The organism is Flavobacterium sasangense DSM 21067 (genome assembly GCF_000686885.1).
Classification (GTDB): domain Bacteria; phylum Bacteroidota; class Bacteroidia; order Flavobacteriales; family Flavobacteriaceae; genus Flavobacterium; species Flavobacterium sasangense.
In genome coordinates this window covers 77,632-101,042 of sequence record NZ_JMLU01000007.1, presented here as the reverse complement: position 1 = coordinate 101,042, position 23,411 = coordinate 77,632, and the positions used below count along the sequence as shown (strand labels likewise).

The following is a 23,411-nucleotide window of genomic DNA, read 5'->3' as shown; positions in this document are numbered from 1 at the left end:
GAAAACGCTTGCAAAAATCGAAACTTCTTTTCAATTCAATCGCTGCGATAGGACAAGTTCTGGTCGTGGGAATTGTTTATTTGCTTTTGTATCGTTACTTATTGGTTAAATTAGGAATTGAATTGCTTGGGGTTTGGTCTTTAATCATTGCCTCAACTTCGCTAGCTTTAATTGCTAATTTTGGCATTAGCACAAGTATCGTTAAATTTGTAGCTACCTATCATACCCGAAACGATTTTGAAAGTTTAAAAAAACTCATTTTTACTGCTTCCGTTTTTATAATAGTTACCTATTCCATTATTTCGGTTATCATCTTAATTGCAGGCACTTATATTTTACCTCATTTTATTGAAGCTCAATATCTACCAATAGCATTAGAAATATTACCATTTTCATTAATCAGTTTAGTTATTAATGCCTTAGGAGGAGTTATTAGCAGCTGTTTAGATGGAATTCAGAAAAATTATATCAAAAGTTATATTGTTAGCTTTACTTCTATTTTACTTTTTGCCTTAAGTGTTTTACTAACACCAAAATTTGGATTAAAAGGGTTAATTTTTGCCCAAATTGTTCAAGCTGCAGTAGTCTTACTAACTTCAATATACTTTTTATCTAAATACATAAAAGGGATTTTTACCTTCCAATGGAATTGGTCTAAAAGTTTATTCAAAGAAATCATTGATTATGGTTTAAAAATGCAAGCTTTATCGTTTATGCAAATGTCATTTGAACCTATAACTAAAGCGTTTTTAAGTAAATATGGTGGGTTAGCCATGGTAGGTTATTATGAAATGGCAAGTCGATTGGTTACGCAATTACGTGGTCTAATTGTAAGTGCGAACCAAGTTATTATTCCTGTGGTAGCCGAAGCAAAAGAAACCGATGAAAGTTATGTTAAAGAACTATACGTCAAAACGTTTTCAATAGTACTGCTTTTTGATATTGTTTTAATTACAGGCATTATTATAACAGCTCCAATCGTTTCATTTTTGTGGATTGGTGAAATCGTTCCTTTTTTCTTGTTTGCAGTAGTTTTAAACAGCATTGTAGCCTTTGTTAATATTTGCAGCAATCCTGCTTATTTTAGTTACTTAGGAGAAGGCAAATTGAATTGGTTGATGTATTCATATTTAGCCATTACGATTATCAATCCAATATTAGGCTATTTTCTAGGTGTTCATTTTGGTGGTTATGGCGTTATATTAGGTTGGAACGTTGCTTTTTTAATAGGTTCATTATTAGTTTTGTTTTCTTACCAACAAGAAAACAACATTTCATGGAAGAGCTTACTTTCAAAAAATGATGTATTCTTTGTAATTTCGGCAATTGGTTCAAGCTTTTTTGGATATTTTACCATAATTAGTTGGTTTAATGGTACTTTAAATTACTTATTTATCTGTATTTTTGTTTTATGTCTTATCTTTTTTGTCTTTTCATTTTTCAAGAATTATCATTTGAAAAGTGTAATCGAAAAAGTAATGCAATTATTTACAAAAAATAAATGAGTACAACCCCATTTTTTAGCATCGTTACCGCTTCTTATAATAGCGAAAAAACCATTACAGATACCATTACATCTGTATTAAATTTAGATTTTAAAGATTTCGAATACATTATTATAGATGGTAATTCATCTGATGGTACTTTGGAAATTATAAAATCATTTGTTCCCAAATTTGAAGCTAAAGGAATTTCCTATAAATTTATCTCCGAAAAAGATAAAGGAATTTACGACGCCTGGAACAAAGGAATACAGCTAAGTTCGGGTAATTGGATTAGTTTTTTGGGATCTGATGATTCTTATTTACATAACGCATTGCAATTATACTTTAATGAGATTAATAAAAACGAAGTAATTAATTACATTTCTTCACAAGTTAATTTAACTAATGATAAAGGTGAAATACTTTCTGTTTTTGGTAAAAAATACAAGTGGAAGAATGTAATAACCGATATTAATATCGCTCAAGTTGGTTCTTTTCACAAAAGAGAATTGTTTGAAAAAGTTGGTGTTTTTAGTACGGAATATAAAATTGTAGGTGATTTAGATTTTTACATTCGCTGCAAAGAAGAAATTCGTCCTGAGTATTTTAAAACAATCACTGCAAACATGCAAAATGGCGGTGTAAGTAATCAAATATATACAGCTTTAAAAGAAGCATTACAAGTAAAACTTAAATATGGTTATACCTCAAAATGGTTTTCTTACTATAAGTTTTACAGTTCTTTAATTAAATGCTACATCAAAATAATGTTAAACAAAAAATAGGAACCATTAGGTTCCTATTTTTTTATATTTAAATCAAATTTATTTTTGATAAAATTTTTCTAATTCATTTCTCAAATGTAAAGTACCTCCAATAATTGGATCAAAAGGAGCATCTTTTTTCCCAACTGTTTTGGCAACAGTATTAACTGTATCTAAAACAACTTGATCATTTGGATAAAAATATTTGAAAAATGTTGCAGCATCACATTCAAATGACTTGCCATTATATTCCATTTTAAATTTGTTAAATTTGACTTCTTTAAGATCTTTATTTGATCCAATATCAAATCTAAAATTTAATGGCATAGCATCGTCTGGTAATAAAAATTCAATGTTTTGAGGCTCGTTACTTCCTTTTAATTTGAATTCTACCATTTGTTCCCCTGTAAAACTCTCAGTACCATCTTCATTGTAGAAAAGTTGGAAAGCATCATCTTTGTCAACTAAAGCATTAAAAGAAACTTTAAAACCAGCCCCTGTAGCTTTTGAACTTTCTGTTTTTCCCGTTGAATTTGCATCTGAATTAGAATTTTCTTTATCAACTTTACAACCAATTAACACAAAAAATAAAAGTGCTAATGAAATATACTTTGTCTTCATTTTTAAAAAATTTTATGCAAAGATATTTTTTTTTCTATTTAAACATTAACTTTGAAAAGATTTTTTTCCTTTTTTTAGAAAAAAAATTCTTTATTAAAATTTAATACTTAATTATGGATAAAAAGTTATTCTTTAAAAACTATTCTGTTTTATTGTTCTCCTTTATTATTAGCATGGCTACTTATGGTTTTGCATTAACAAATTACAGCTTAACCGTTGATAGTGAGTCACCTGCTTTTTCTGATTACTCTATGGGTTTAGGCAGATGGGGAACTAATTTAATTAGATATAGAATTTTTGAAGGCCATTTACCTTATTTCACTTTGTTATTGGGGTTAATTTTTTTAAGCTTAACTGCTGTGGAACTTTCAAAAATTTTTAAACTAAAAGGGATATCTAGTTTTATCTTTTGTGCTTTATTTCTAACTCTACCTCAACATGCTTACCAATTAGCATTTACTATGCAGGCAGATGCAGTTCCTATTGGCTTTTTCTTCTCGATTTTAGGAGTAACCTTATTCATAAAAAATATTGACAACATTAAAAAACCTATTTCGTTAGTATTACTTATAATTTCGAGTTTGTTCATTTTGTTTGGTATTGCTGTCTATCAAGCATTAATTTTCATGCCAGTAGTTACATACCTTGTTTATTTTTTTATAAATCTATCTAATCCTGATTTTAAATTTAAAACAGAAATTATAAAATTATTAAAATTTGCTGTTTTAATGATTATATCTATCATTCTCTATTATATATCAGTTAAAATGTTTTGTCCTCCAGTCGAAGGAGGCTATCTTTCATCATATACATCTGGAAATACAAATGACAGATTTGTTGATTTTTATAATTTATGGGTAGACAATATAAGAGGGAATTTCTATTATGGTAACAAAACTTTTGTTTTTTCTTCATTGGCTTGTATCGCTCTAATTACGAGTATTATTATTGAAAAAAAGAATATTTTGTTAAAAATACTATGTTTGTTAGCTTTATTTATTTTACCTTTTTTTATATCTTTTTTTATTACTAACGGTTCTCACCCACCAAGACTTTATGTGAGTTCTGGAATTATTTACGCTTTCATAATTACTTATACTATTAAAGTATTTAAAAAAGAATATTTTCAACCACTTTTATTTGGTGTGTTATTAATTATCATAGCAAACATTTATTTTATTACAAATCTTTTCTATTCTAATTATAAAATATTTCATCATGATTTAGAAGTGGCTAAAAAAATTGACAATACAATTTTAAACAAATACCCTGAATTTAACCCAAATCTTCATTACGTCTATTTTTACGGTTCTTTACCACAATCAAACCATGATAAGTTAAAAATTCCTAATTCAGATGTTTTTGGTGGTTCATTATTCTGTTGGGATGGTGGAAATAACTGGAGAATAATTAATTTTTTTAGATATAATGACGTTGCTTATTACAAATTTTTAGATAATAAAGAAGCTTTTGATGAGGTAAAAGATTCTATTCCGTCTATGCCTATTTGGCCAAGCCCAGAATCGGTAAAAAAAATAAACAATGTGGTGGTAGTCAAAATTGGTGATACAAAAGGAACACCATTACCTTTTGAATAAAATAATTTTTTTATGGAAAACCCTATTATTGGTATTGTATTACCTTGTTACAATGAGGAATTAGTGTTGGAAGAAACTACTACAAGAATTCAAGAAATAATTTCTAATTTAATTGTAAAAAATCTTATTTCTAATAAGAGTTTTGCTGTTTTTGTAGATGATGGCAGTAAGGATAAAACCTGGGAGATCATAGAAAAAAACTCTTCGAAACATACAAACATTAAAGGATTAAAACTAGCAGGCAATGTTGGACATCAAAATGCGCTTCTTGCTGGGTTACTAACATATAAAGAAGAAACTGATGCTTTAATCTCTATTGACGCTGATTTACAAGATGATATTTCAGTAATAGAGGAAATGATCTTAAAATTTATTTCAGGTATTGATGTGGTTTATGCTGTTAGGAAAGAGAGAAAAACAGATTCTTTTTTCAAAAGAAATTCTGCTCTTTTTTTCTATAAACTAATGAAAAAAATGAAAGTAAATATTATACATAACCATGCTGATTATAGATTGTGTAGTAAACGAGTTTTAGATTCATTAAGTGAATTTAATGAAGTTAATTTGTTTTTGAGAGGAATAATTCCATCTATTGGATACAACAAAGATTATGTGTATTACAACAGATTAGAAAGATTTGCTGGAGAATCTAAATATCCATTAAAAAAGATGTTGTCTTTCGCTTGGAATGGAATTACTTCTTTTAGTAATTATCCCTTGAAAATTGTAACTATCACTGGTTTTGCAATATTTATTATATGTATTCTATTAACTGGATATGCTTTATTATCTCTTTATTCAGAAAACATTGTACCAGGTTGGCTTTCTACTGTTTTGCCAATGTATTTCTTAGGAGGAGTGCAATTGTTTTGTTTTGGAATTTTAGGAGAGTATATAGGTAAAATATACTTAGAGGTTAAGAAAAGACCTAGATATTTTATAGATAAAAAAACAAAATAACTTTTTTTTAAACGAAAACAGACACGGTTTTACCTTCAATAAAATCTAAATATATTTCTGAATTGGGACTATTTATATTCTTCCTAGAACTCAATTGCAATAACAAAACAACAAGAGTTACTGAAAACAATTGTAAAATAATGCCCAAAATAATCAATGTTAAACTTGATGCCCAACCAGGAATCGCATTATCGGTAAATAATTTTTGGTATAATATATATAAAACAGAAATCGTACAAATGCCTATTCCATACAATGAATATCTAAGAATACGGATGGATAAAAAATCAAAATAAACCGAAATAGAACTTAATCCGTAAACTATTAAACTATTAAAATTCATTTTTGAAACACCTTTGTAACGCTTTCCTCTGTCGAGTAAAACTTTTTCAAACGGAATTTTAGACTGAATGATTCCACCTGAATAATGATTCCAAATGTTGTTTTGATGGACTACTTTTGAAAGTAACTTTTTTGGAATTACACTGAAATTTCCAAAGCTTATCTTTTGTCCTGTTAAGAAGTAAAATAGATATTTATAAAAGAAATATCCTATTTTAAAAAATGTAGATTCTTGACGTTTTTTTCGTTGGGCGAAAATGATTTTCTTTTCTTGTTCTTGTTCCGCTTTGTTGATTAATTCTTTTATGTCTTGAGGTTTATCTTCTCCGTCACTATCCATCACCACAACAAAATCATAATCGAAAACTTCATTATAAATATATTGCAACCCAACAGCAATAGCTCTTTGATGTCCAATGTTTATTTTTAAATTTAAAACCGTAGCAGGTATATTCTTGTAATCAAAGTCTTCTGAAATATCCTCAGTAGAACCATCATTTACGGCTACTATAAAAAAATCGTAAGCACTAAAATTTTGCTTTAAAAAACTTATCTCTTGAACCAAAACAGCAAAACTTTCCCAATCGTTATAAATGGGTGTTAAGCAATAGATGTTTTTCTTTTGATTCATGTTTAATAAATTACTCTTCCTCTATATACCTCATCTACATTAACTATAGGAGGTACATTTTTTAAAACAACATTTCCTGTTGCAAAAATAGTTCCTTCTATTTTTTGAATTGGATACACAAACATATCATTTGAACCTCTTTGATATACTTTTATATTTTCAACCTGTAAGTTTTCGCCATAAAAACGACCATCTCCAAAGTAAAAATTTAATAACATTTCGGTGCAATGTCCATTAATATAAAAGTTAGAAACATTATTGCTTTCCACAACTAACTGTCCGTTATTAACTGTAATATGGAAATCACCAGTTCCAGCACCATCTCCATCATCTCCAATAGAAAATAAACGAATAATTGGAGAATGTAATATCCCGTCTGATGCAATCTTTTGTTCCGTTTTACAATGTAATTCTAACTCTTGAACTAAAGGTAAAATAGTTCCATCAGGAATGGTAATATAAACAGTCGTTTGTCCGTAATCCCTAGCAATATTACAAGAAGAATTGTCTTTAATCACCAGCATATTTCCTTCTAGCTTAACATCTAAGTTGTCAATGATATTTTCTGATGTTTTTATTTTAACTTCATAATTAGGTCCTTCTTTAACAACTAACCCAACACCATCATATACTTTTATTTTAGAAAAACCTTCAAAAGGAAATGTTTGCGTAATTTGATTGCCATTTCCTTTAAAACAATCTTCGGAAATACCACAGCTTGTTACCAAAATTAGGCAACACAAAGTAACTATATGTAAAATAAATTTTCTCATCTTATAATCGTACTCCTAGGGTAGCTTCTATTGCTTCAGCTCTTCCGCCGTGGGTTTTTAATCCAACTCCTGTAAAGAAGTTTTTGTAAAGATAATATTTTGCTCCGATTCTTTGATAAATATCAATTTCATAATCAAATGGCTTATAAACATAATAACCAAGTTGTGTTTCAATGGAAAGTTTATTAATGAATAATTCATGCCCAACAAACAATCCAACTCTTTTATAATCGGTATCAGAAGCAGCATATGATTCATGACCTTGAGGAAAAGCCACCGAAACAAAATCAATATAATCTTTCAAATATCTTGAAAAGAAAACATCGGTTCCTAATTGTAAAGCACTTTTTCTTCCTATTCTTTTATCGGCATATAAACCGATGTGATAAAATTGACGTTGTCCTAAATTTGGAACTGGTCCTTCTGAAATACCCGTTCTAAAAGCAACGTTATACTTAATTCGTTCTTTATACGTTGATGATGCTGGTAAAGAATCCTTGATGTATTCTTGATTTTCGCCTAAATTATAGTTTAATCCAACGTTTAATGCAATGGTGTTAATTCCGCTATTTGGGGCTTTGAATCTTCCGTTTGAAAAATGCGTTAGCATAAATCCTGCTTGAAAACCAATTCGATTGAAAAGATTTTCTTTTTTATACTGCAACATAAAGTAGGTGTTATCCATTACTTTCGTTCCAAAAGCGTTATTTTTATTGTTGGTTTCCTTATCATAAGGATTCGATGTCATTCCAATTCCTTGTGAAATTCGAAACATTAAATTTCTATTAAAAAAGTAAAAATTATAATGTAATCCTAAAGCAACATTATACCCTAAATATTGATTTTTAAAGTCTAAATAATGAAATGAAATTCCATAATCGGGATAATTATAAACTTGCTCCCATTCTTTTTTACCAAAAGTTTTCCAGTTGTAACTTACTAAAAATCCATCCGGATGACCTGAAATCAAATGTCCAACATCTTCTGAATGTTTTATAATATTCCCTCTAAAAAGTTGAACATCAAAATAACCCGATGATTTCTCTTGAGAAAAAGATAATGAAACAGAAAAGCAGATAAAAAGTAGGGCTTTTTTCATTAATTCAAATGGTTTAAACTTACGGTTAAACTTTCTTTCCAATTTTTAATTTCAACTCCAAAAACCTTTTTTATCTTCGTTTTATCCAAAACACTATAAGCAGGTCTTTTAGCAGGCGTTGGATAGGAATCTGTTGGAATAGGCTTCAAATCAATCTCTATTCCTTTTTGATGGAATATTGTTGCCGCAAAATCGTACCAAGAACAAACGCCTTCGTTTGAAAAATTATAGATCCCGAAAACTTCGTGTGACTCAGTCTGACAAGATGTAATTATTTTTAGTAAAAACTCAGCTAAATCAACTGCATTTGTAGGTGTTCCAATTTGGTCGTTCACAACAGATAAAGTGTCTCGTTCTGAAGCCAATCGTAACATGGTTTTCATAAAATTATTTGCAAATTGAGAATACACCCAAGAAGTTCTTACAATGAAATGTTTTTCCCAATTCCTTTTAATAGCGAGTTCTCCATCTAATTTCGTTTGTCCGTAAATACTTTTCGGATTTGGAACATCGGTTTCTAAATAAGGAACTTTTGAAGTACCATCAAAAATAAAATCTGTAGAAATATGAACTAAAATAGTATCGAATTCTTTACAAACTTTGGCTAAATTTTCAGGACCAACAGCGTTAATTAAATGCGCTTTATCCGATTCACTTTCAGCTTTATCAACAGCAGTATAAGCGGCTGTATTGATACAAAAATGAGGTTGGTGTTTTGCAAAAACGGCTTTACAATTTTCAATATTAGTAATATCCATTTCTTGAAAATCGGTATATACAAACTGAATATTTGGATATTTATTAGCAATAAACTGTATCGATTGTCCTAATTGACCGTTAGCTCCCGTTACTAATACTACCATACTTTCTTAGTGTTTTCAAGATTAGGTAATATTTGATCTTTGTCGGAAATTATCAATTCATTCAAAGGAAAATTCCAATTGATATTAACGGTTGGGTCATTGTAAATTAATCCGCCCTCGCTTTCTTTATTATAAAAATTATCGCATTTATAAAAGAAAGTTGCTGTTTCAGATAACACTAAAAAACCATGTGCAAAACCTCTTGGAACAAAAAACTGTTTTTGATTTTCACCCGAAAGTAAAACAGTTTCATATTGTCCATAAGTTGGTGATTCGGGACGCAAATCTACAGCTACATCCAAAACTTCACCTTGTAAAACACGAACTAGTTTGGCTTGCGCATGTTCGCCACATTGATAATGCAAACCTCTCAAAACACCTTTAGTTGAAAACGATTGATTGTCTTGAACAAAAGTTACTTTATGCCCTACTCCATCTTGAAAAGTCTTTTCATTAAAACTTTCCATGAAGTAACCACGTTCGTCTTTAAATATTTTGGGTTCCAGGATAAAACATCCTTTTAGTTTGGTCTCTATAAATGTCATATTCTACATAATGTGCCAATTTTTAATATGTCAATGAGTCCTTTTTGTTCACATTAGCATATTATCACATTGACAAATTGACTAATTAAATTAGGCTTATTAAATGTTTTCCATAACCGCTTTTTAATAACGGTTCGGCCAATGCTTTTAGCTGATTCGCATCGATGAAGCCCATTTTGTATGCCGCTTCTTCAATGGCTCCAATTTTTAATCCTTGACGTTCTTCAATAACTTCAACAAATTGACCAGCTTGCATTAACGATTGGAACGTTCCTGTATCTAACCAAGCAGTTCCCCTATCTAAAATACTTACTTGTAATTTACCTCGGTTTAAATATTCTTTATTCACATCGGTAATTTCTAGTTCGCCTCGGTGACTTGGTTTTATATTAGCTGCAATATCTAAAACATCATTATCGTAGAAATAAATTCCTGGAACAGCATAATTAGATTTAGGTTGGGCTGGTTTTTCTTCAATAGACAACACCTTTCCAGCTGCATCAAAATCAACTACACCATAACGCTCTGGGTCATGAACATGGTAGGCGTAAATGATTCCACCATTTGGATTACTATTCGCTTGAAGTAACTCGGCCAAACCAGTTCCGTAGAAAATATTATCTCCTAAAATCAGAGCTACTTTGTCGTTTCCAACAAAATCTTTTCCAATGATAAACGCTTCTGCTAATCCGTTAGGATGTTCTTGAACAGCGTATTCAAATCGACAGCCTAATTTACTTCCATCGCCTAATAATTGACGAAATAAAGGTAAATCATGAGGTGTTGAAATAATTAATATTTCACTAATTCCTGCCCACATCAAAGTTGATAATGGATAGTAAATCATGGGTTTATCGTAAATTGGCATCAACTGCTTACTAACCGCCAATGTTAACGGATGTAAACGTGTGCCTGAACCTCCAGCTAATATAATTCCTTTCATTAGTTGTTATATTTTTGTAAATACCATTCGATGGTTTTCTTAATACCTGATTCGAAATTTTCATCAGCTTTCCAGCCTAATTCGGTTTCAATTTTGGTGGCATCAATAGCATAACGTAAATCATGACCAGGTCTATCTTTCACAAATGTAATTTGATCTTGATATTTTCCTTCTGATTTTGGTTGTAATTCATTCAAAATTGAACAAACAGTGTCAACTATATATAAATTATTACGTTCGTTTCTTCCTCCAATGTTGTAGGTTTCTCCAGCTTTTCCGGTTTTAAACGCTAATTCAATTCCTTTGCAATGATCTAAAACATATAACCAATCGCGTACGTTTTTTCCATCGCCATAAATTGGAATATTTTCGCCAGAAATTGCTTTACGAATAATCGTTGGAATTAACTTTTCATCGTGTTGTTTGGGTCCGTAATTGTTAGAACAATTAGTTGTTACCACATTCATTCCATAGGTATGAAAATAACTTCTCACAATCATATCAGAACCTGCCTTTGAAGCCGAGTAGGGACTATTTGGAGCATACGGAGTCGTTTCTTCAAACAAACCAGTTTCACCTAATGTTCCATAAACCTCATCAGTAGAAACATGGTGAAAACGCGAATTTTCAAATCCAACATTGTATTGATTGGGTGCTGACATCCAAAGTTTTCTTGCGGTATCTAATAAATTAAACGTTCCTAAAACATTGGTTTTAATAAAAGCTTCTGGACCCGAAATAGAGTTATCTACATGACTTTCAGCTGCAAAATGTATTACATCATGAAATTGATATTTTTGGAACAATTGCTCCACAAAATTTCTATCGCAAATATCCCCTTGAACAAAAGTGTATCTTGGGTGATTTTCTACTTCTTTTACATTGTTAAGATTTCCAGCATAAGTAAGTAAATCTAAATTTACTAAATGATAATCTGGATTATTTTCGATAAAATAAGGAACAAAATTAGCTCCAATGAATCCGGCACCGCCAGTTACTAATATGTGTTTCATTACCCTTTAATTCTTGCTAATTGCTTTTTATATAAATTATTAAATGCAAAACCTATTAAATATAAAAATACAAATAAGAAGGGTAAAAGCAGTTTCATTTTGCTGTTAAGTCCTTTTGTATTAAGATTATTTAAAGAGACATTTATTACTTTAACAATTTGTTCGTATTCCCCTTTATTTAGTTTTAAATTTTGAGACTCTTTAATCAATTCATCTTTCTTGTTAATCAATGCTGTAATACTACTATTTTCTGAAATAGTTACATTACTAGCACTTTTAGAATCCGTTAATTTAACTATTAAACCATCGATTTGATTCACTAATGAATCATTAAATTTGATTTTTTCATCAATGTTTTCTTGATGAATTACCTGTTGTTTTTGATAAAATGTGTTTTCTTGATAATATTTTAAGATGGGATCAATGATTTCTTTTTGATTTATCTTTTCAGAAGTAGAAATGGTAATATTATGAGAATAGTAATTTTTACTTGTAAAATCTTCTTTTATAATTTCCTTTAAATTTCCATCTTCTGCCATTAACTTTAATAATTCAAAGTTTGGCTCACTAGAACTAATAAAACCAAAAACTCCATTAAAAGCTTCAACATTAATATTGTTTATTTTTTTATAATCTTTAACCCCAATTGATTTAAAAAAAGCTTCATCTTTTTCTTTTAGGCGTGATTGTAAAAAAGCGGTTTTGGTGTACAAATACTCATTACTTCCAAAATTAGGAATTACCGAAATCTCTTGATTATAGGAAAGTTTTCTGTCCAATAAAAAACCTAATATTATACCTACTACAAAAAGTCCACCTACAATTATTATTTTCTTTTTCAAAAAGAATATAAAATCGAAAACAGAATTAATTATTCCATTAAAAAGGCTCTTAATTCCAGTTCCGATTTGTCCTAAATCGATTTCTTGATCTTGAGAATTTGTACTCATTTAAACTTATTTTACGTTAAAGATTTGTTCTAATATTTTAATCGTTATTAAATACGTAGGTTTTACTCCTGTAGTTCCTAAACCACCTGATGCTAATGTACTTCCTGTTTCTAATGGATTATCAGAAGCATAATAAGCGTATCTAACCTTTACATTAGGATTAATGCTTTTTCTAATTTTTGAAGCCGATTGAATTGCTTTTTGATAATAAGCACCTTCCATTTCTAAACCAATTGCTTCCCAAGTAGATTCATGGAAAAACTTCAACAAATCTCTATTCTGAAGTGATGTTCCTAAAACGGTAATCATTGGTCCTTCAAAAACGGGTATATCATTTCCTTCAAACATAGCTTTAGTTAACTCATTTTCAAACGGATAATTATCCGCTGTTCCTTCATTAACGTGCGCTGTTGGAATCATGATGTCACCTTTTCCTCCTTCTAGAATTCCGGCTTTACCCATGATTGAAACAGACTCTACATTTAAAAACGTTTTGCTTTTCTTTTCAGCTTTGTAGGGTTTTAACAACTCATCAATCGTTTCAAAAGCTTGTTCGCCAAAGGCATAATCCATTACAATAAGAACTGGTTTTTCTTTAGCTAATTTCGAAGTAGCAAAAATGGTTTTTGTTAAATCAATTTTCGCTGTATCAAAAATTTGAACATCAATATTAGTTCCAGATGCATCTGGCAACGAAATCATTCCTTGTTGTAACGCAAAATCTTCCACTTTCTTGCGTAAATCTTTGTTTGCCGAACTACTTAAATCTTCAAATATCTGAAATTCAGGTGTGTTTTTGTATTTTTTTCCTAAAACAGGTTCCGCAAAAATAGAATTCATCACACTGTGCATATTTGCACTAATAATATGAATAGGACGTTCTAATAAATTATTTTTTAATAAAACTTCTTTAATAGTAGTTGCCCAAATGTCGCCATAAATATGATGACCTAATCTTTCTCGTAAAATTGGACTAAAAGTTATCGTTCTTTTGTTGTTGTCAACAACTTCTTCGATAGCTAATTTTCCTAACCAATACACTACATGTAAAAATCTATCCGGTGATTCAGCTGTTGCAAAATCGTCATAAATGTCTTGTACTTCTGCGAACGTTCTTCCCAATACATTTGCGGCGTGAGAAATTGCTTTTTCACGTTCCACTAAAGGAAGTTTTTTAGTTTGTTTTACCGCTAATTCTAATTTTTGCCAATCGCGTGAAACCGCTCCTTCATCATCAATTAAAACTCTATCTTTAATTTTGTGTGATTCGATAAAAATAAAGGTCAAATGCGTTAAAATATCGTAAATATCCGAACGTCCTCGTGTGATTTCCACATTCATTTGCTCGTCGTCAATACGGTAACAATTTCTTCTTCTTTTTGGAGGAACAATCGCTTTAAAGTGCGAATTTGAATAGCCTTCATCTGAAGTTAAGTTGATGTAACGGCATTCTTCTATTCCAATTGGTAAACGTTCAATTACGTATAAAAGTCCGTTTAATTCTACTTTTTCTTCGGCAATAGAGCCGTAAATTTCTGGTCGAAGCGCTAATAAGGCTTCTCTTAAAGTTTCTCCTGAAACACCCATTGGTTTATAAAAACCTCTGTTAAATAAATGTCTCATGGTAATGTACAGTCGCTCAATAGCTGCTGAGGACTCTTGCGCTCTAGAACGCGAAATGTTTTTAATGTCTTTCATTAATATTTTGTTTTTCTAACCTGCAAAGTTACGATTTTTATTTTAGTTAGATAATATCAGATTTATTGACGGCTCATTAACACTGATTTTCTCTGAATTATTTCCCGCTTGTTTACTCCATTTTCCGTAAGCATAGGTGTAAAAAAAGTCTCTTTCAACATAATTATATAATACATATGGTTGGTATTTTGTACCTGTTTTATTACTTTCAATTAACAATTTTTCATAGGCCACAAACATTCCTTTTTCAGGAAAAACCAAATCAAATTGCGAAATATTAAAACGATGTTTGATAACCCCTTTTTTCAAGGTAACAATGTAATCTTTAGTTAACAATTCTTCGCCCGGAAATCCGTTTTCATCTACACTATAAAAGTGAAGTTTTATTGTCGCATCATCTATTCGACTATCAGTAAAAATAGTTACTTCTTTTATAAACTTTGTTTTACTGTACGAAGCTTGATAAGGAAAAAACTTCGCTTCGATTTTTGGTCCGTTATCAAACGATTGAAAAATAGCGTTCTTGATATCGCCAATTTCAATTTGCTTGGATTGCTTTTTATTTAAAATCACCACTTCTCTTAAATTGTAAGTGGTAGGTTTTAAAAACACTTCCGAAATTTCACTTCCTTTCAAGGTTTTTCTTTCGTACCCTAAAACCGAAATCACAATGCTTTTTTGTTTTGAAGCTTCTAAAAAAAACGTGCCATCCGCTTCCGAAGTAGTTCCAACAGTTTCATTCTCCACCCAAATGTTCACAAAAGGAATCGGTTCGCCTGAAATACTGTCTTTGACGACGCCACGGATTTGTGCGGAAAGGGAAAATGAGATAAAAAAGAAAAATAAGGTTTTCATTAATTTGTTAGTATAAGGTTTATTGCAGGTGTGTTAACTTTATTATTCCATTCTTTTTTGAAATTAGAAGAATGTCTTTTATGCTTATACCATTTCCCTTTTGAATAAGTAAATGAAATTTCATCAGGTGAATGATTGATTACTAATGATGGTGCGTAGTTTTCTAAACTTACTTTTTGTTTTGTTTTTGTGTCTTTATAAGTAAAGAAATATTTATTCTCTTCAATAATTAACCATTCCAAGCCAATTACCAAGCCACTTTTTGGAAATTCAATGTTATAGTGAGAAACATCTATGGTGTTTTTTTTCATTCCTCCTTTTACCGTAACAATTATGTCTTCATTTATTAAATCTTCGGATGGAATTGAATCATTAAAACCAAAAATTCTTATTTTAATCTTTGCGCCTTTAATATCGCTATTTGAGTAAAAAACAATTTTCTTAACAAATGGAGTTTCCTTATACTTATCGTCATAATTGAATAACTTAGCATAAATCCATGGTTTATTTCCCGATAATTGACTTATATGAACTTTATGAGCATCACCAATTTCTAATTCTTTAGTTTTTTTTTGATTTAAAACCATCACTTCTTTCAACTCAAAAACTTTTGGTTTTAATAAAATGATCTCGCTTTTTGATGATATTTTTTTTGTTTCATAACCCAATGCCGAAAAAACTAACAACTTTTCGTCTTTTATATCCAATGAAAAACTGCCGTTTGTTTCCGAAGTAGTTCCAACAGTTTCATTCTCCACCCAAATATTCACAAAAGGAATCGGTTCACCAGAAATACTGTCTTTGACCACGCCGCGGATTTGTGAAAAAGTAAATTGTGAAACAATCAAAAAAATCCAAATCAGTCTTTTATCTCTCATCTTTATTCTTTTATCTCAAAAAACTGAGCAATCTTTCTATCGTTACTTAACCTTGGTAATTTATTTTGTCCGCCAAGTTTTCCAATGGATTTCATATACTCTTGAAAACCGTTTTTTGGAACTTTTGTAATAACTAGCGTTCGCAAAACATTCCCAACAATCAAATCGTCATAATACACGTTTTGTTTGCGCATGGCAGCATCTATTTTTAGTGCAAAATCTTCTAAATTGATTGGTTCGTTTTCGAATTCAATAAACCATTCATGATACGGTAAGCCCTCGGTTGGAGTTATTTGTGGCGCCACTGTAAATTCATTTACTCGAATATCAGTTCCTTCCATCGCTTCTTTTAACGCGGATTCTACTTCTTTTCCGATAACGTGTTCACCAAAAGCAGAAATATAATGTTTGATTCTTCCTGAAACGATTACTCGATATGGTTTTAAACTCGTAAACTGAATCGTATCACCAATATTATATGACCAAAGTCCAGCATTTGTTGAAATTATTAAAACGTAATTGACTCCTAATTCTACTTCGCCAATCGTATAGCGTTTTGGATTTTCGGTGAAAAATTCGTCAACTTTAATGAATTCATAGAAAATTCCTGAATTCAAAAGTAACAACATTCCGTTGTCTTTCTGAGAATCTTGGTAGGCAAAAAAGCCTTCGGAAGCCGGAAACAATTCAATCGAATCGACTTTTCTTCCAATTAAATTTTCGAATTTCGCTCGATAAGGTTCGTAATTGACACCGCCGTAAATAAACAAATTGAAGTTTTTGAAGATTTCGCCAACGGGTTTGTTTGCTTTTTCCTTTAATTTCTCAAAATACATTTGTACCCAAGACGGAATTCCTGAAATCACGGACATGTCTTCGTTAATAGTTTCGTCTACAATGGCATTGACTTTGGTTTCCCAATCTTCGATGCAATTGGTTTCCCAACTCGGCATGCGGTTTTTTTGTAAATATTTCGGAACAAAATGCGCTACAATTCCGGATAACCTTCCGAGTTTGATACCGTTTTTTTCTTCTAAAATAGGACTTCCTTGCAAGAAAATCATTTTTCCTGATACAAAATCTGCTTTTCCAGTTTCGTGTATGTAACTCAAAATTGCATTTCGAGCGGCTTGAATATGAAACGGCATTGATTCTTTTGTCAACGGAATATATTTGGCACCCGAAGTAGTTCCAGAAGTTTTAGCAAAATAAAGCGGTTTTCCTTTCCAAAGTACATTTTCTTCACCTTTTACCACTTTATCTACATAATGTTTCAAACCTTCGTAATCGCGAACGGGAACTTTTTGAACAAAATCAGAATGAGATTTTATCGAACTAAAATCGTGGTCTTTTCCAAATTGCGTTTGAGTTGCTTCTCTGATTAATTCTTCAAAAACTTTTTGTTGGGTTTCAATAGGATTATTAGCCCATTTTTGAGTTTTGGCGTGAATTCTTTTGGCAAATAACTTAGCCGCAAAAGCTTTTACTGACATGTTAATTGAAATTGATAAATTGAGTTGGATCAATTGGGAAACCGTCTTTCCATAATTCAAAATGCAAGGTAGCACCTGAATTTTGAACCGTATTTGCATTTCCAGCAAGAGCGATAACTTCTCCTGATTTCACTGTATTTCCTTGTTTTTTAGTTACCGAAGCTGCATTTTTATACACCGATAAAATATCATCTTTATGACGCACAATCACCACATAACCCGAACTTGGTGTCCAATCCGAAAAAATGATGGTTCCAGCTGCAACAGCTTTGATTGGTGTATTATCGGTAAGTGCAATCGTAACGGCCAAATGTTTATTTCCAACATTATACTTTTGTAAAATACTTCCTTGAGCCGGCGGAAACAATACAAAACTTACTTTAGGTTTTGAAGATTCAAAAACGTTGTATTTATCTTCTTTAATAACTTGTTCCCTTAGTTCTGTTTCTTTATCGGTTGGAGCAAGTTCTGATAAATCCAATTCTGCAGCATCTAAAGCTTTAATAGAATCTTTATTTAACTTCGCATATTCTAAATCGCCTGTAAGCACTTTTTTTATAGATGCGATATAAGCGTTATTGATTTTTACCGATTTTTCAAGAGAATCTGATTTTATTGCCATTTCCAAGGCTTCTTGTTTCAATTTAGTAGAAGCATAGCCTGGAATATACTCGCGAAGTGGTGTAAAAGCAATGATATAAGTAGTAACAAAAATGATTAAAATAGCGCCAACCGTTGCCACCACAAAGACGTTCATTAAATTTAATTTTAATGAAAAAGTTTCTTCAAAAGTATCCTCGTTAAGAATAACTAACCTTCTCTTATTGAATAATTTTCTTAATAAAAGTTGTCTTTTTAGCCTTTTATTAGCCATTTTTAAAACATATTAATTACACAAATATACTAAATACAACGGGTTTCTAATTTCGAATTGTATAATTAATCGTTAAAAAATAATCATTTGTTAATTTCTTTATATCTTTGTACTTTAAAATTTAGAAAAAATGAATGCACTAGCTATATTTTTAGGAGTTGTTGGTCCAACACAAGTTATTCTTATAATCGCTATTATTGTTTTACTTTTTGGTGGTAAGAAAATTCCTGAATTAATGAAAGGAATTGGAACTGGTATCAAAGAGTTCAAAAACGCAGCAAAAGATGACCAACCTGCTAATTCTAAAAAAGAAGAAGAAACGAAAGAAAAAGAATAGTTTTTCTTTTAAATATTTAAAATCCCAAATTCCAACTTTTATTAGTTAGAGTTTGGGATTTTATCTTTTTACTCGATTACAATATCATCGTCAACTGAATTCTCTTTCTCGCTTCGTCAACCTCAACGACTTTTACTTGCACGTGTTGGTGCATTTTTACAACTTCATTTACATCGGAAACATAGCCTTCTTTCAATTGCGAAATGTGAACCAAACCACTTTCTTTGATTCCTAAATCTACAAAACATCCAAAAGCGGTAATGTTATTCACAATTCCGGGTAAAATCATGCCGGTTCTTAAATCTGATATGGAACGCACATTTGGATCGAATTCGAAAATTTTTGCGGCTTTTCTTGGATCTAAACCTGGTTTTTCTAGCTCTTTTAGAATATCTTTTAAAGTTAAAATTCCGATTTCGGCTGTGGTGTAATTTTCAGGTTTTATTTGAGCGATTTTTTCTTTATTAGCGATTAAATCCGTTGTTTTGATACCTAAATCTTTTGCCATTTTTTCTACAATAGGATACGCTTCTGGGTGAACCGCTGAATTATCCAACGGATTTTTTCCATCGCGAATTCTAATGAAAGCTGCTGCTTGTTGATAAGCTTTTTCGCCTAATCGTGGTACTTTTTTCAGCTGCTTTCTATCTTCAAAAGGTCCGTTTTCTGAACGATACGTTACAATATTTTCCGCCATTTTTTCACCAATTCCAGAAACATAACTCAACAACGATTTACTTGCAGTGTTAATATTAATCCCAACAGAATTCACACAACTCATTACTGTGCTATCTAAAGCAGATTGTAATTTGGTTTGATCCACATCGTGCTGATATTGTCCCACACCAATGGATTTCGGATCGATTTTTACCAATTCTGCTAACGGGTCAGAAAGTCTTCTTCCAATCGAAACCGAACCACGAACGGTTACATCATAATTTGGAAATTCTTCTCTCGCAATTTTACTCGCAGAATAAACCGATGCTCCAGCTTCTGAAACTACAAAAACCTGAACGGGTTTGTCAAAAGCGATTTTTTTAATAAAAAATTCGGTTTCACGAGATGCTGTTCCGTTTCCAATAGAAATAGCTTCAATATTGTACGCATTCACCATCGAACGGATTTTTTTCATCGCCATAGCGGTGTCGTTTTGTGGTGCGTGTGGATAAATGGTTTCGTTGTTTAACAAATCTCCTTTTTCATCCAAACACACGACTTTACAACCAGTTCTATAACCCGGGTCGATGGCTAAAATTCGTTTTTCACCTAATGGTGGCGCTAACAACAACTGACGTAGATTTTCTGAAAATACGTCAATCGCTTTGATATCAGCTTTTGCTTTTGCTTCTTGTAAAGTTTCATTAGAAATAGCAGGTTCTAACAAACGTTTGTAACTGTCTTTTATCGCCAATTCCAAATGTTCGGTTGCATCCGAATTTTTATTTTTGATAATGTTTTCTTCGATAAAATCTAATGCTTCTTCCTTTTCAATTGCGACATTTAATTTTACAAAACCTTCGGCTTCAGCTCGTAACATAGCTAATAAACGATGCGATGGTGCTTTGGAAATCGGTTCTGACCAATCGAAATATTGAGAAAATTTTTGAGCAGCTTCGTCGTCTTTTTTTGTTTTAACAACCTTTGTTGAAATTTCAGCTTTTCTTTGGAACATACGACGTAAATTTTTACGAATAAAGATATTTTCGTTAATCCATTCGGCAATAATATCGCGAGCACCTTGTAAAGCTTCGTCTTCATTTTTTACATTCTCATTCAAATATTTGGAAGCTAAAAACTCAATATCCTCATTTTTTTGACTCATAATGATTTTGGCCAACGGTTCTAATCCGCTTTCACGAGCAACATCGGCTTTGGTTTTTTTCTTCTTTTTATAAGGTAAATAGAAATCTTCCAATTCTTGTAAATCGAAACTGTTTTCAATTTTGGATTTCAATTCGGGTGAAAGTGCATTTTGCTCTTCAATCGATTTTAAAATACTTTCTTTTCGTTTGATGATTTCATCAAATTGCTTGTTTAATTTCGAAATCGCCTCGATTTGTACCTCATCTAAATTTCCAGTTTGATCTTTTCGGTAACGCGAAATAAACGGAATGGTACAATCTTCAGAAAGTAATTTTATAGTAGCTTCAATGCTTTTTGGAGCAATGTTGGTTTGATTTTGAATGAATTGTATGTGGGTCATCGTAAATAAAATTGAATTGCTAAAATACTATCTTTGGACAAAATTATTAGCTTTTGGAAGTACTATTTATTTATTTAATTGTGATTAACAGCCTTTGTTTTTTAACATTTGGTTACGATAAATGGCGAGCTAAAAACAATAAAAGACGAATTTCAGAATTCAAATTACTTTTTTTGACTAGCGTTGGTGGAACTATTGGAGGAATTGTAAGCATGTATCTTTTCAAACACAAAACCAATAAGTTTTCTTTTATATTAGCCTTTTATGCTATTGCAATACTTCAGATTGTTTTATTGTATTTCGGAATTCAAATGTTTAAAAGCTAAACCTATATTTTCAATAACATCCGTTATTAACATACTTTCCTCACTTTGTGTTTGAAGTGTAATATCTGCAGCCAATCCGTGAAGATAAACGCCTAATTTAGCAGCTTCTAAAATTGTATAACCTTGGGCTAAAAACGAAGTAATCATTCCGGTTAACGCATCACCAGAACCACCTTTTGCGAGACCAGAATTTCCAGTAGTGTTTTCAAAATTCTTAATTCCATCCGTGATAAAAGTTTTATGACCTTTTAAAACAATAACACAATTTAATTCTTTAGATTTTTGGATGGCTGTATTTCTTCTTTCTGATTCTGAATCGTGTTCGCCAAATAAACGGTCAAACTCTTTTGGATGTGGTGTTAGCACAAATGAAAAATTAAAATGCTTCCAATCGATTTTGTATTTCGCAATTAAATTCAAAGCATCGGCATCAAAAACAACGGGAAGTTTGTTTTCATATAATTCGTAAATGTATTGCAGGCTGATTTCATCTAAGCCAATTCCAGGACCAATTCCGATAGCATTGTAAGGTGATAAATCGTTCATCACACAAGTATTAGCATACATCGCTTCGGGAATTGAATTGAAAAGAACGCTTTTGTTTTCAGGAGAAAAAGCAACGGTTAACAACCCTACACCTGAACGTAAACAAGCTTTTGAAGCAATAATCGCAGCACCCATTTTATCAGTGCTTCCAGCAATTAACAAAGCATGACCATGTGTTCCTTTGTGAGAATCACATGGTCTTTTTTTATAAGTGTTTTTAATGCAATTCAAATATATTTTAATAACTTCCATTTGAATTGATTTTAAGGTTATTGATTATTTACAAGCGATTTTTTTTACACGATTTCCGTGTCTTCCACCTTCAAATGGGGTATTTAAAAATGTGTCTACCATTTCAATAGCTTGTTGAATAGAAGTATAACGAGCTGGAATACTAATAACATTAGCATCGTTATGTTGGCGTGCTAAAGCAGCAATTTCTTTTGTCCAACAAAGTGCGCAACGAATATCTTGATGTTTGTTAGCAGTCATAGCTATTCCGTTTCCAGAGCCACAAATTACGATTCCTAAATCGGCTTTTTTACTTTCTACATCGTAAGCTACTGGGTGACCGAAATCAGGATAATCTACACTATCAAAAGTATCAGTTCCGTGATTGAAAACGGTATGTCCATTTTCTTCTAAAAATTGAACAATAGCCTTTTTGTAATCTGGACCAGCGTGGTCATTTCCAATTGAAATTTTCATAAGTTGTTGTGTGTTTTGTATATGCAAAATTACTAAAGATAAAGGAGTAATAATAATATGATTTGTATTTTGATATTTTTTTAACCAAATACTTTAAAACCAATGAATTATGTAATAAAGTAAACCAAAAATTACATATTGTTAACTTCTTTACGTAAATCGTTGATAATCAGTTAACCTTAATTTAACAATAATTGTTAACAACTTTGAATAGAAAATAAGAAGTTTTTTTTGGATGTTAATTAAAAAATTGTAATCCAAAACTGGAATTAAAAATCCTAATTTAGTTTCATGAATTTTTAGAAAAGTTATCAATAGAAAAAAATTAGTTTTCAACAGAAATCAACAATTGAAGTTATTTACAAAACAAATATAAAATCAAATTTTAACAACTGTTGATAACTATAAAATAAAGAATTTAGAAGGTCTTATTTTCAGTTCTTTACTAATTTTTTAAATTGTTAATTACGTTGTATAAGTAACAATAACTTTTAAAAACTACTTCTGTAAAAAAACTTATTCCACATATTAACACACTATAATAACCATTATAAATTTAAATTTAATTAAAAATATTTTTTGTTGTTTTTAATATATGTTGAAAACTTTCAGCTTTTAAAAAATTAAACAATTTTTAAATGATCGTCTTCGTTTAGTTTTTTAAGAATTTCTTTTACGGTTGCTTCATCGTTTGGATGTACTTTTAATTTGATACCGCCGTAAGCTATTGTGGCAAAAGGATCGATTCCAACGATGGTTTCGTTTTCAAAAAAATAAGCAATACCTTCTTGTTCTAATAAATTTTTAATAATTAAAGTTTCGTGTTGGTAGTTAAAAACAGCAACGGTTACAAAATTTTCCATCTGAATTAATTTACTCTATAAAGTTACGATAAGTTATTTTTATA

24 protein-coding genes are annotated in these 23,411 nt (G+C 30.8%); 6 read left to right on the top strand and 18 right to left on the bottom strand.

Translation table 11 applies throughout. The features are described from left to right. Window positions 1-8: 8 nt before the first annotated feature. Window positions 9-1,505: an oligosaccharide flippase family protein gene (locus tag BP92_RS0107215; RefSeq protein WP_160169121.1), complete on the top strand. Its 1,497-nt coding sequence runs from the start codon at window positions 9-11 to the stop codon at window positions 1,503-1,505. Then, a complete protein-coding gene (locus BP92_RS15920) occupies window positions 1,502-2,269 on the top strand; it encodes a glycosyltransferase family 2 protein (RefSeq protein WP_051604416.1) in 768 nt (255 codons plus the stop codon). Before BP92_RS0107215 ends, BP92_RS15920 begins: the two co-directional genes overlap by 4 nt. Before the next feature lie 39 nt (window positions 2,270-2,308). Here the strand turns inward: BP92_RS15920 and BP92_RS0107205 are convergent, their stop codons facing one another. Next, window positions 2,309-2,869 carry a hypothetical protein gene (locus BP92_RS0107205; RefSeq protein ID WP_026725448.1) on the bottom strand — a complete coding sequence of 187 codons (561 nt, stop codon included), beginning with the start codon at window positions 2,867-2,869 and terminating at the stop codon, window positions 2,309-2,311. Window positions 2,870-2,982: 113 nt separating this feature from the next. On the opposite strand from BP92_RS0107205, the gene BP92_RS0107200 reads away from it, so the two are divergent. Both BP92_RS0107200 and BP92_RS0107195 read left to right on the top strand, forming a co-directional pair. Continuing rightward, on the top strand, window positions 2,983-4,467 hold the full coding sequence (locus BP92_RS0107200; RefSeq protein WP_084329682.1) for a glucosyltransferase domain-containing protein: 1,485 nt from the start codon (window positions 2,983-2,985) through the stop codon (window positions 4,465-4,467). 12 nt (window positions 4,468-4,479) lie between these two features. Beyond that, window positions 4,480-5,427 (top strand): glycosyltransferase family 2 protein, encoded by a 948-nt coding sequence (locus BP92_RS0107195; RefSeq protein ID WP_026725446.1) that lies wholly within the window; start codon window positions 4,480-4,482, stop codon window positions 5,425-5,427. Window positions 5,428-5,434: 7 nt separating this feature from the next. On the opposite strand, the gene BP92_RS15915 is transcribed toward BP92_RS0107195, so the two are convergent. The 13 genes from BP92_RS15915 to BP92_RS0107130 all read right to left on the bottom strand — a co-directional run bounded on the left by BP92_RS15915 (window position 5,435) and on the right by BP92_RS0107130 (window position 18,384). Then, entirely contained in the window at window positions 5,435-6,400 is a 966-nt protein-coding gene (locus BP92_RS15915; RefSeq protein WP_035693064.1) for a glycosyltransferase family 2 protein, read from the bottom strand. A 2-nt stretch (window positions 6,401-6,402) separates the two neighbouring features. Next, window positions 6,403-7,173, bottom strand: a complete 771-nt coding sequence (locus tag BP92_RS0107185; RefSeq protein ID WP_084329680.1) for a GIN domain-containing protein — start codon at window positions 7,171-7,173, stop codon at window positions 6,403-6,405. Window position 7,174: 1 nt separating this feature from the next. Next, window positions 7,175-8,272, bottom strand: coding sequence for an acyloxyacyl hydrolase (locus tag BP92_RS0107180; protein WP_026725444.1), 1,098 nt, complete (start codon window positions 8,270-8,272; stop codon window positions 7,175-7,177). Continuing rightward, on the bottom strand, window positions 8,272-9,135 hold the full coding sequence (rfbD, locus tag BP92_RS0107175; RefSeq protein WP_026725443.1) for a dTDP-4-dehydrorhamnose reductase: 864 nt from the start codon (window positions 9,133-9,135) through the stop codon (window positions 8,272-8,274). Before rfbD ends, BP92_RS0107180 begins: the two co-directional genes overlap by 1 nt. Further along, window positions 9,129-9,680, bottom strand: a complete 552-nt coding sequence (rfbC, locus tag BP92_RS0107170) for a dTDP-4-dehydrorhamnose 3,5-epimerase (RefSeq protein ID WP_026725442.1) — start codon at window positions 9,678-9,680, stop codon at window positions 9,129-9,131. The genes rfbD and rfbC overlap by 7 nt, the downstream gene beginning before the upstream one ends. Before the next feature lie 85 nt (window positions 9,681-9,765). After that, window positions 9,766-10,623 (bottom strand): glucose-1-phosphate thymidylyltransferase RfbA, encoded by an 858-nt coding sequence (gene rfbA, locus BP92_RS0107165; protein ID WP_026725441.1) that lies wholly within the window; start codon window positions 10,621-10,623, stop codon window positions 9,766-9,768. After that, window positions 10,623-11,636, bottom strand: coding sequence for a dTDP-glucose 4,6-dehydratase (gene rfbB, locus BP92_RS0107160; RefSeq protein ID WP_026725440.1), 1,014 nt, complete (start codon window positions 11,634-11,636; stop codon window positions 10,623-10,625). Before rfbB ends, rfbA begins: the two co-directional genes overlap by 1 nt. Continuing rightward, window positions 11,636-12,586, bottom strand: a complete 951-nt coding sequence (locus tag BP92_RS0107155) for a hypothetical protein (protein ID WP_026725439.1) — start codon at window positions 12,584-12,586, stop codon at window positions 11,636-11,638. Before BP92_RS0107155 ends, rfbB begins: the two co-directional genes overlap by 1 nt. A 6-nt stretch (window positions 12,587-12,592) precedes the next feature. Beyond that, window positions 12,593-14,284: a DUF6909 family protein gene (locus BP92_RS0107150; protein ID WP_026725438.1), complete on the bottom strand. Its 1,692-nt coding sequence runs from the start codon at window positions 14,282-14,284 to the stop codon at window positions 12,593-12,595. A gap of 42 nt (window positions 14,285-14,326) precedes the next feature. After that, window positions 14,327-15,139, bottom strand: a complete 813-nt coding sequence (locus tag BP92_RS0107145; protein ID WP_026725437.1) for a carboxypeptidase-like regulatory domain-containing protein — start codon at window positions 15,137-15,139, stop codon at window positions 14,327-14,329. Continuing rightward, complete coding sequence (locus BP92_RS0107140) at window positions 15,139-16,017, bottom strand: carboxypeptidase-like regulatory domain-containing protein (RefSeq protein ID WP_035693062.1); 879 nt, start codon at window positions 16,015-16,017, stop codon at window positions 15,139-15,141. Before BP92_RS0107140 ends, BP92_RS0107145 begins: the two co-directional genes overlap by 1 nt. Before the next feature lie 2 nt (window positions 16,018-16,019). After that, complete coding sequence (locus BP92_RS0107135; RefSeq protein WP_026725435.1) at window positions 16,020-17,510, bottom strand: GH3 auxin-responsive promoter family protein; 1,491 nt, start codon at window positions 17,508-17,510, stop codon at window positions 16,020-16,022. Between the two features lies 1 nt (window position 17,511). Further along, window positions 17,512-18,384: a murein hydrolase activator EnvC family protein gene (locus tag BP92_RS0107130; RefSeq protein ID WP_026725434.1), complete on the bottom strand. Its 873-nt coding sequence runs from the start codon at window positions 18,382-18,384 to the stop codon at window positions 17,512-17,514. Window positions 18,385-18,514: 130 nt separating this feature from the next. Between BP92_RS0107130 and tatA the strand changes: the two genes are divergently transcribed. Further along, window positions 18,515-18,721, top strand: coding sequence for a twin-arginine translocase TatA/TatE family subunit (gene tatA / locus BP92_RS0107125; protein ID WP_026725433.1), 207 nt, complete (start codon window positions 18,515-18,517; stop codon window positions 18,719-18,721). 76 nt (window positions 18,722-18,797) lie between these two features. On the opposite strand, the gene BP92_RS0107120 is transcribed toward tatA, so the two are convergent. Beyond that, window positions 18,798-20,924: a Tex family protein gene (locus BP92_RS0107120; RefSeq protein ID WP_026725432.1), complete on the bottom strand. Its 2,127-nt coding sequence runs from the start codon at window positions 20,922-20,924 to the stop codon at window positions 18,798-18,800. Between the two features lie 53 nt (window positions 20,925-20,977). Here BP92_RS0107120 and BP92_RS0107115 point away from each other — a divergent pair, with 53 nt between their 5' ends. Then, entirely contained in the window at window positions 20,978-21,250 is a 273-nt protein-coding gene (locus BP92_RS0107115; RefSeq protein WP_026725431.1) for a DUF1294 domain-containing protein, read from the top strand. On the opposite strand, the gene BP92_RS0107110 is transcribed toward BP92_RS0107115, so the two are convergent. From BP92_RS0107110 to BP92_RS0107100, 3 genes are all read right to left on the bottom strand, one after another. Beyond that, window positions 21,215-22,048, bottom strand: coding sequence for an NAD(P)H-hydrate dehydratase (locus BP92_RS0107110; RefSeq protein ID WP_051604415.1), 834 nt, complete (start codon window positions 22,046-22,048; stop codon window positions 21,215-21,217). The genes BP92_RS0107115 and BP92_RS0107110 overlap by 36 nt on opposite strands. A 24-nt stretch (window positions 22,049-22,072) precedes the next feature. Then, entirely contained in the window at window positions 22,073-22,504 is a 432-nt protein-coding gene (gene rpiB / locus BP92_RS0107105; RefSeq protein WP_026725429.1) for a ribose 5-phosphate isomerase B, read from the bottom strand. Window positions 22,505-23,127: 623 nt separating this feature from the next. Continuing rightward, window positions 23,128-23,367, bottom strand: coding sequence for a hypothetical protein (locus BP92_RS0107100; protein ID WP_026725428.1), 240 nt, complete (start codon window positions 23,365-23,367; stop codon window positions 23,128-23,130). Between the last annotated feature and the right edge of the window lie 44 nt (window positions 23,368-23,411).

What these genes read in the sequence shown, in the direction of transcription:
- BP92_RS15920 (WP_051604416.1), top strand. Translation starts at nt 1,502, where the DNA reads ATGAGTACAACCCCATTTTTTAGCATCGTTACCGCTTCTTATAATAGC.
- BP92_RS0107205 (WP_026725448.1), bottom strand. Translation starts at nt 2,869, where the DNA reads ATGAAGACAAAGTATATTTCATTAGCACTTTTATTTTTTGTGTTAATT.
- BP92_RS0107200 (WP_084329682.1), top strand. Translation starts at nt 2,983, where the DNA reads ATGGATAAAAAGTTATTCTTTAAAAACTATTCTGTTTTATTGTTCTCC.
- BP92_RS0107195 (WP_026725446.1), top strand. Translation starts at nt 4,480, where the DNA reads ATGGAAAACCCTATTATTGGTATTGTATTACCTTGTTACAATGAGGAA.
- BP92_RS15915 (WP_035693064.1), bottom strand. Translation starts at nt 6,400, where the DNA reads ATGAATCAAAAGAAAAACATCTATTGCTTAACACCCATTTATAACGAT.
- BP92_RS0107185 (WP_084329680.1), bottom strand. Translation starts at nt 7,173, where the DNA reads ATGAGAAAATTTATTTTACATATAGTTACTTTGTGTTGCCTAATTTTG.
- BP92_RS0107180 (WP_026725444.1), bottom strand. Translation starts at nt 8,272, where the DNA reads ATGAAAAAAGCCCTACTTTTTATCTGCTTTTCTGTTTCATTATCTTTT.
- rfbD (WP_026725443.1), bottom strand. Translation starts at nt 9,135, where the DNA reads ATGGTAGTATTAGTAACGGGAGCTAACGGTCAATTAGGACAATCGATA.
- rfbC (WP_026725442.1), bottom strand. Translation starts at nt 9,680, where the DNA reads ATGACATTTATAGAGACCAAACTAAAAGGATGTTTTATCCTGGAACCC.
- rfbA (WP_026725441.1), bottom strand. Translation starts at nt 10,623, where the DNA reads ATGAAAGGAATTATATTAGCTGGAGGTTCAGGCACACGTTTACATCCG.
- rfbB (WP_026725440.1), bottom strand. Translation starts at nt 11,636, where the DNA reads ATGAAACACATATTAGTAACTGGCGGTGCCGGATTCATTGGAGCTAAT.
- BP92_RS0107155 (WP_026725439.1), bottom strand. Translation starts at nt 12,586, where the DNA reads ATGAGTACAAATTCTCAAGATCAAGAAATCGATTTAGGACAAATCGGA.
- BP92_RS0107150 (WP_026725438.1), bottom strand. Translation starts at nt 14,284, where the DNA reads ATGAAAGACATTAAAAACATTTCGCGTTCTAGAGCGCAAGAGTCCTCA.
- BP92_RS0107145 (WP_026725437.1), bottom strand. Translation starts at nt 15,139, where the DNA reads ATGAAAACCTTATTTTTCTTTTTTATCTCATTTTCCCTTTCCGCACAA.
- BP92_RS0107140 (WP_035693062.1), bottom strand. Translation starts at nt 16,017, where the DNA reads ATGAGAGATAAAAGACTGATTTGGATTTTTTTGATTGTTTCACAATTT.
- BP92_RS0107135 (WP_026725435.1), bottom strand. Translation starts at nt 17,510, where the DNA reads ATGTCAGTAAAAGCTTTTGCGGCTAAGTTATTTGCCAAAAGAATTCAC.
- BP92_RS0107130 (WP_026725434.1), bottom strand. Translation starts at nt 18,384, where the DNA reads ATGGCTAATAAAAGGCTAAAAAGACAACTTTTATTAAGAAAATTATTC.
- tatA (WP_026725433.1), top strand. Translation starts at nt 18,515, where the DNA reads ATGAATGCACTAGCTATATTTTTAGGAGTTGTTGGTCCAACACAAGTT.
- BP92_RS0107120 (WP_026725432.1), bottom strand. Translation starts at nt 20,924, where the DNA reads ATGACCCACATACAATTCATTCAAAATCAAACCAACATTGCTCCAAAA.
- BP92_RS0107110 (WP_051604415.1), bottom strand. Translation starts at nt 22,048, where the DNA reads ATGGAAGTTATTAAAATATATTTGAATTGCATTAAAAACACTTATAAA.
- rpiB (WP_026725429.1), bottom strand. Translation starts at nt 22,504, where the DNA reads ATGAAAATTTCAATTGGAAATGACCACGCTGGTCCAGATTACAAAAAG.
- BP92_RS0107100 (WP_026725428.1), bottom strand. Translation starts at nt 23,367, where the DNA reads ATGGAAAATTTTGTAACCGTTGCTGTTTTTAACTACCAACACGAAACT.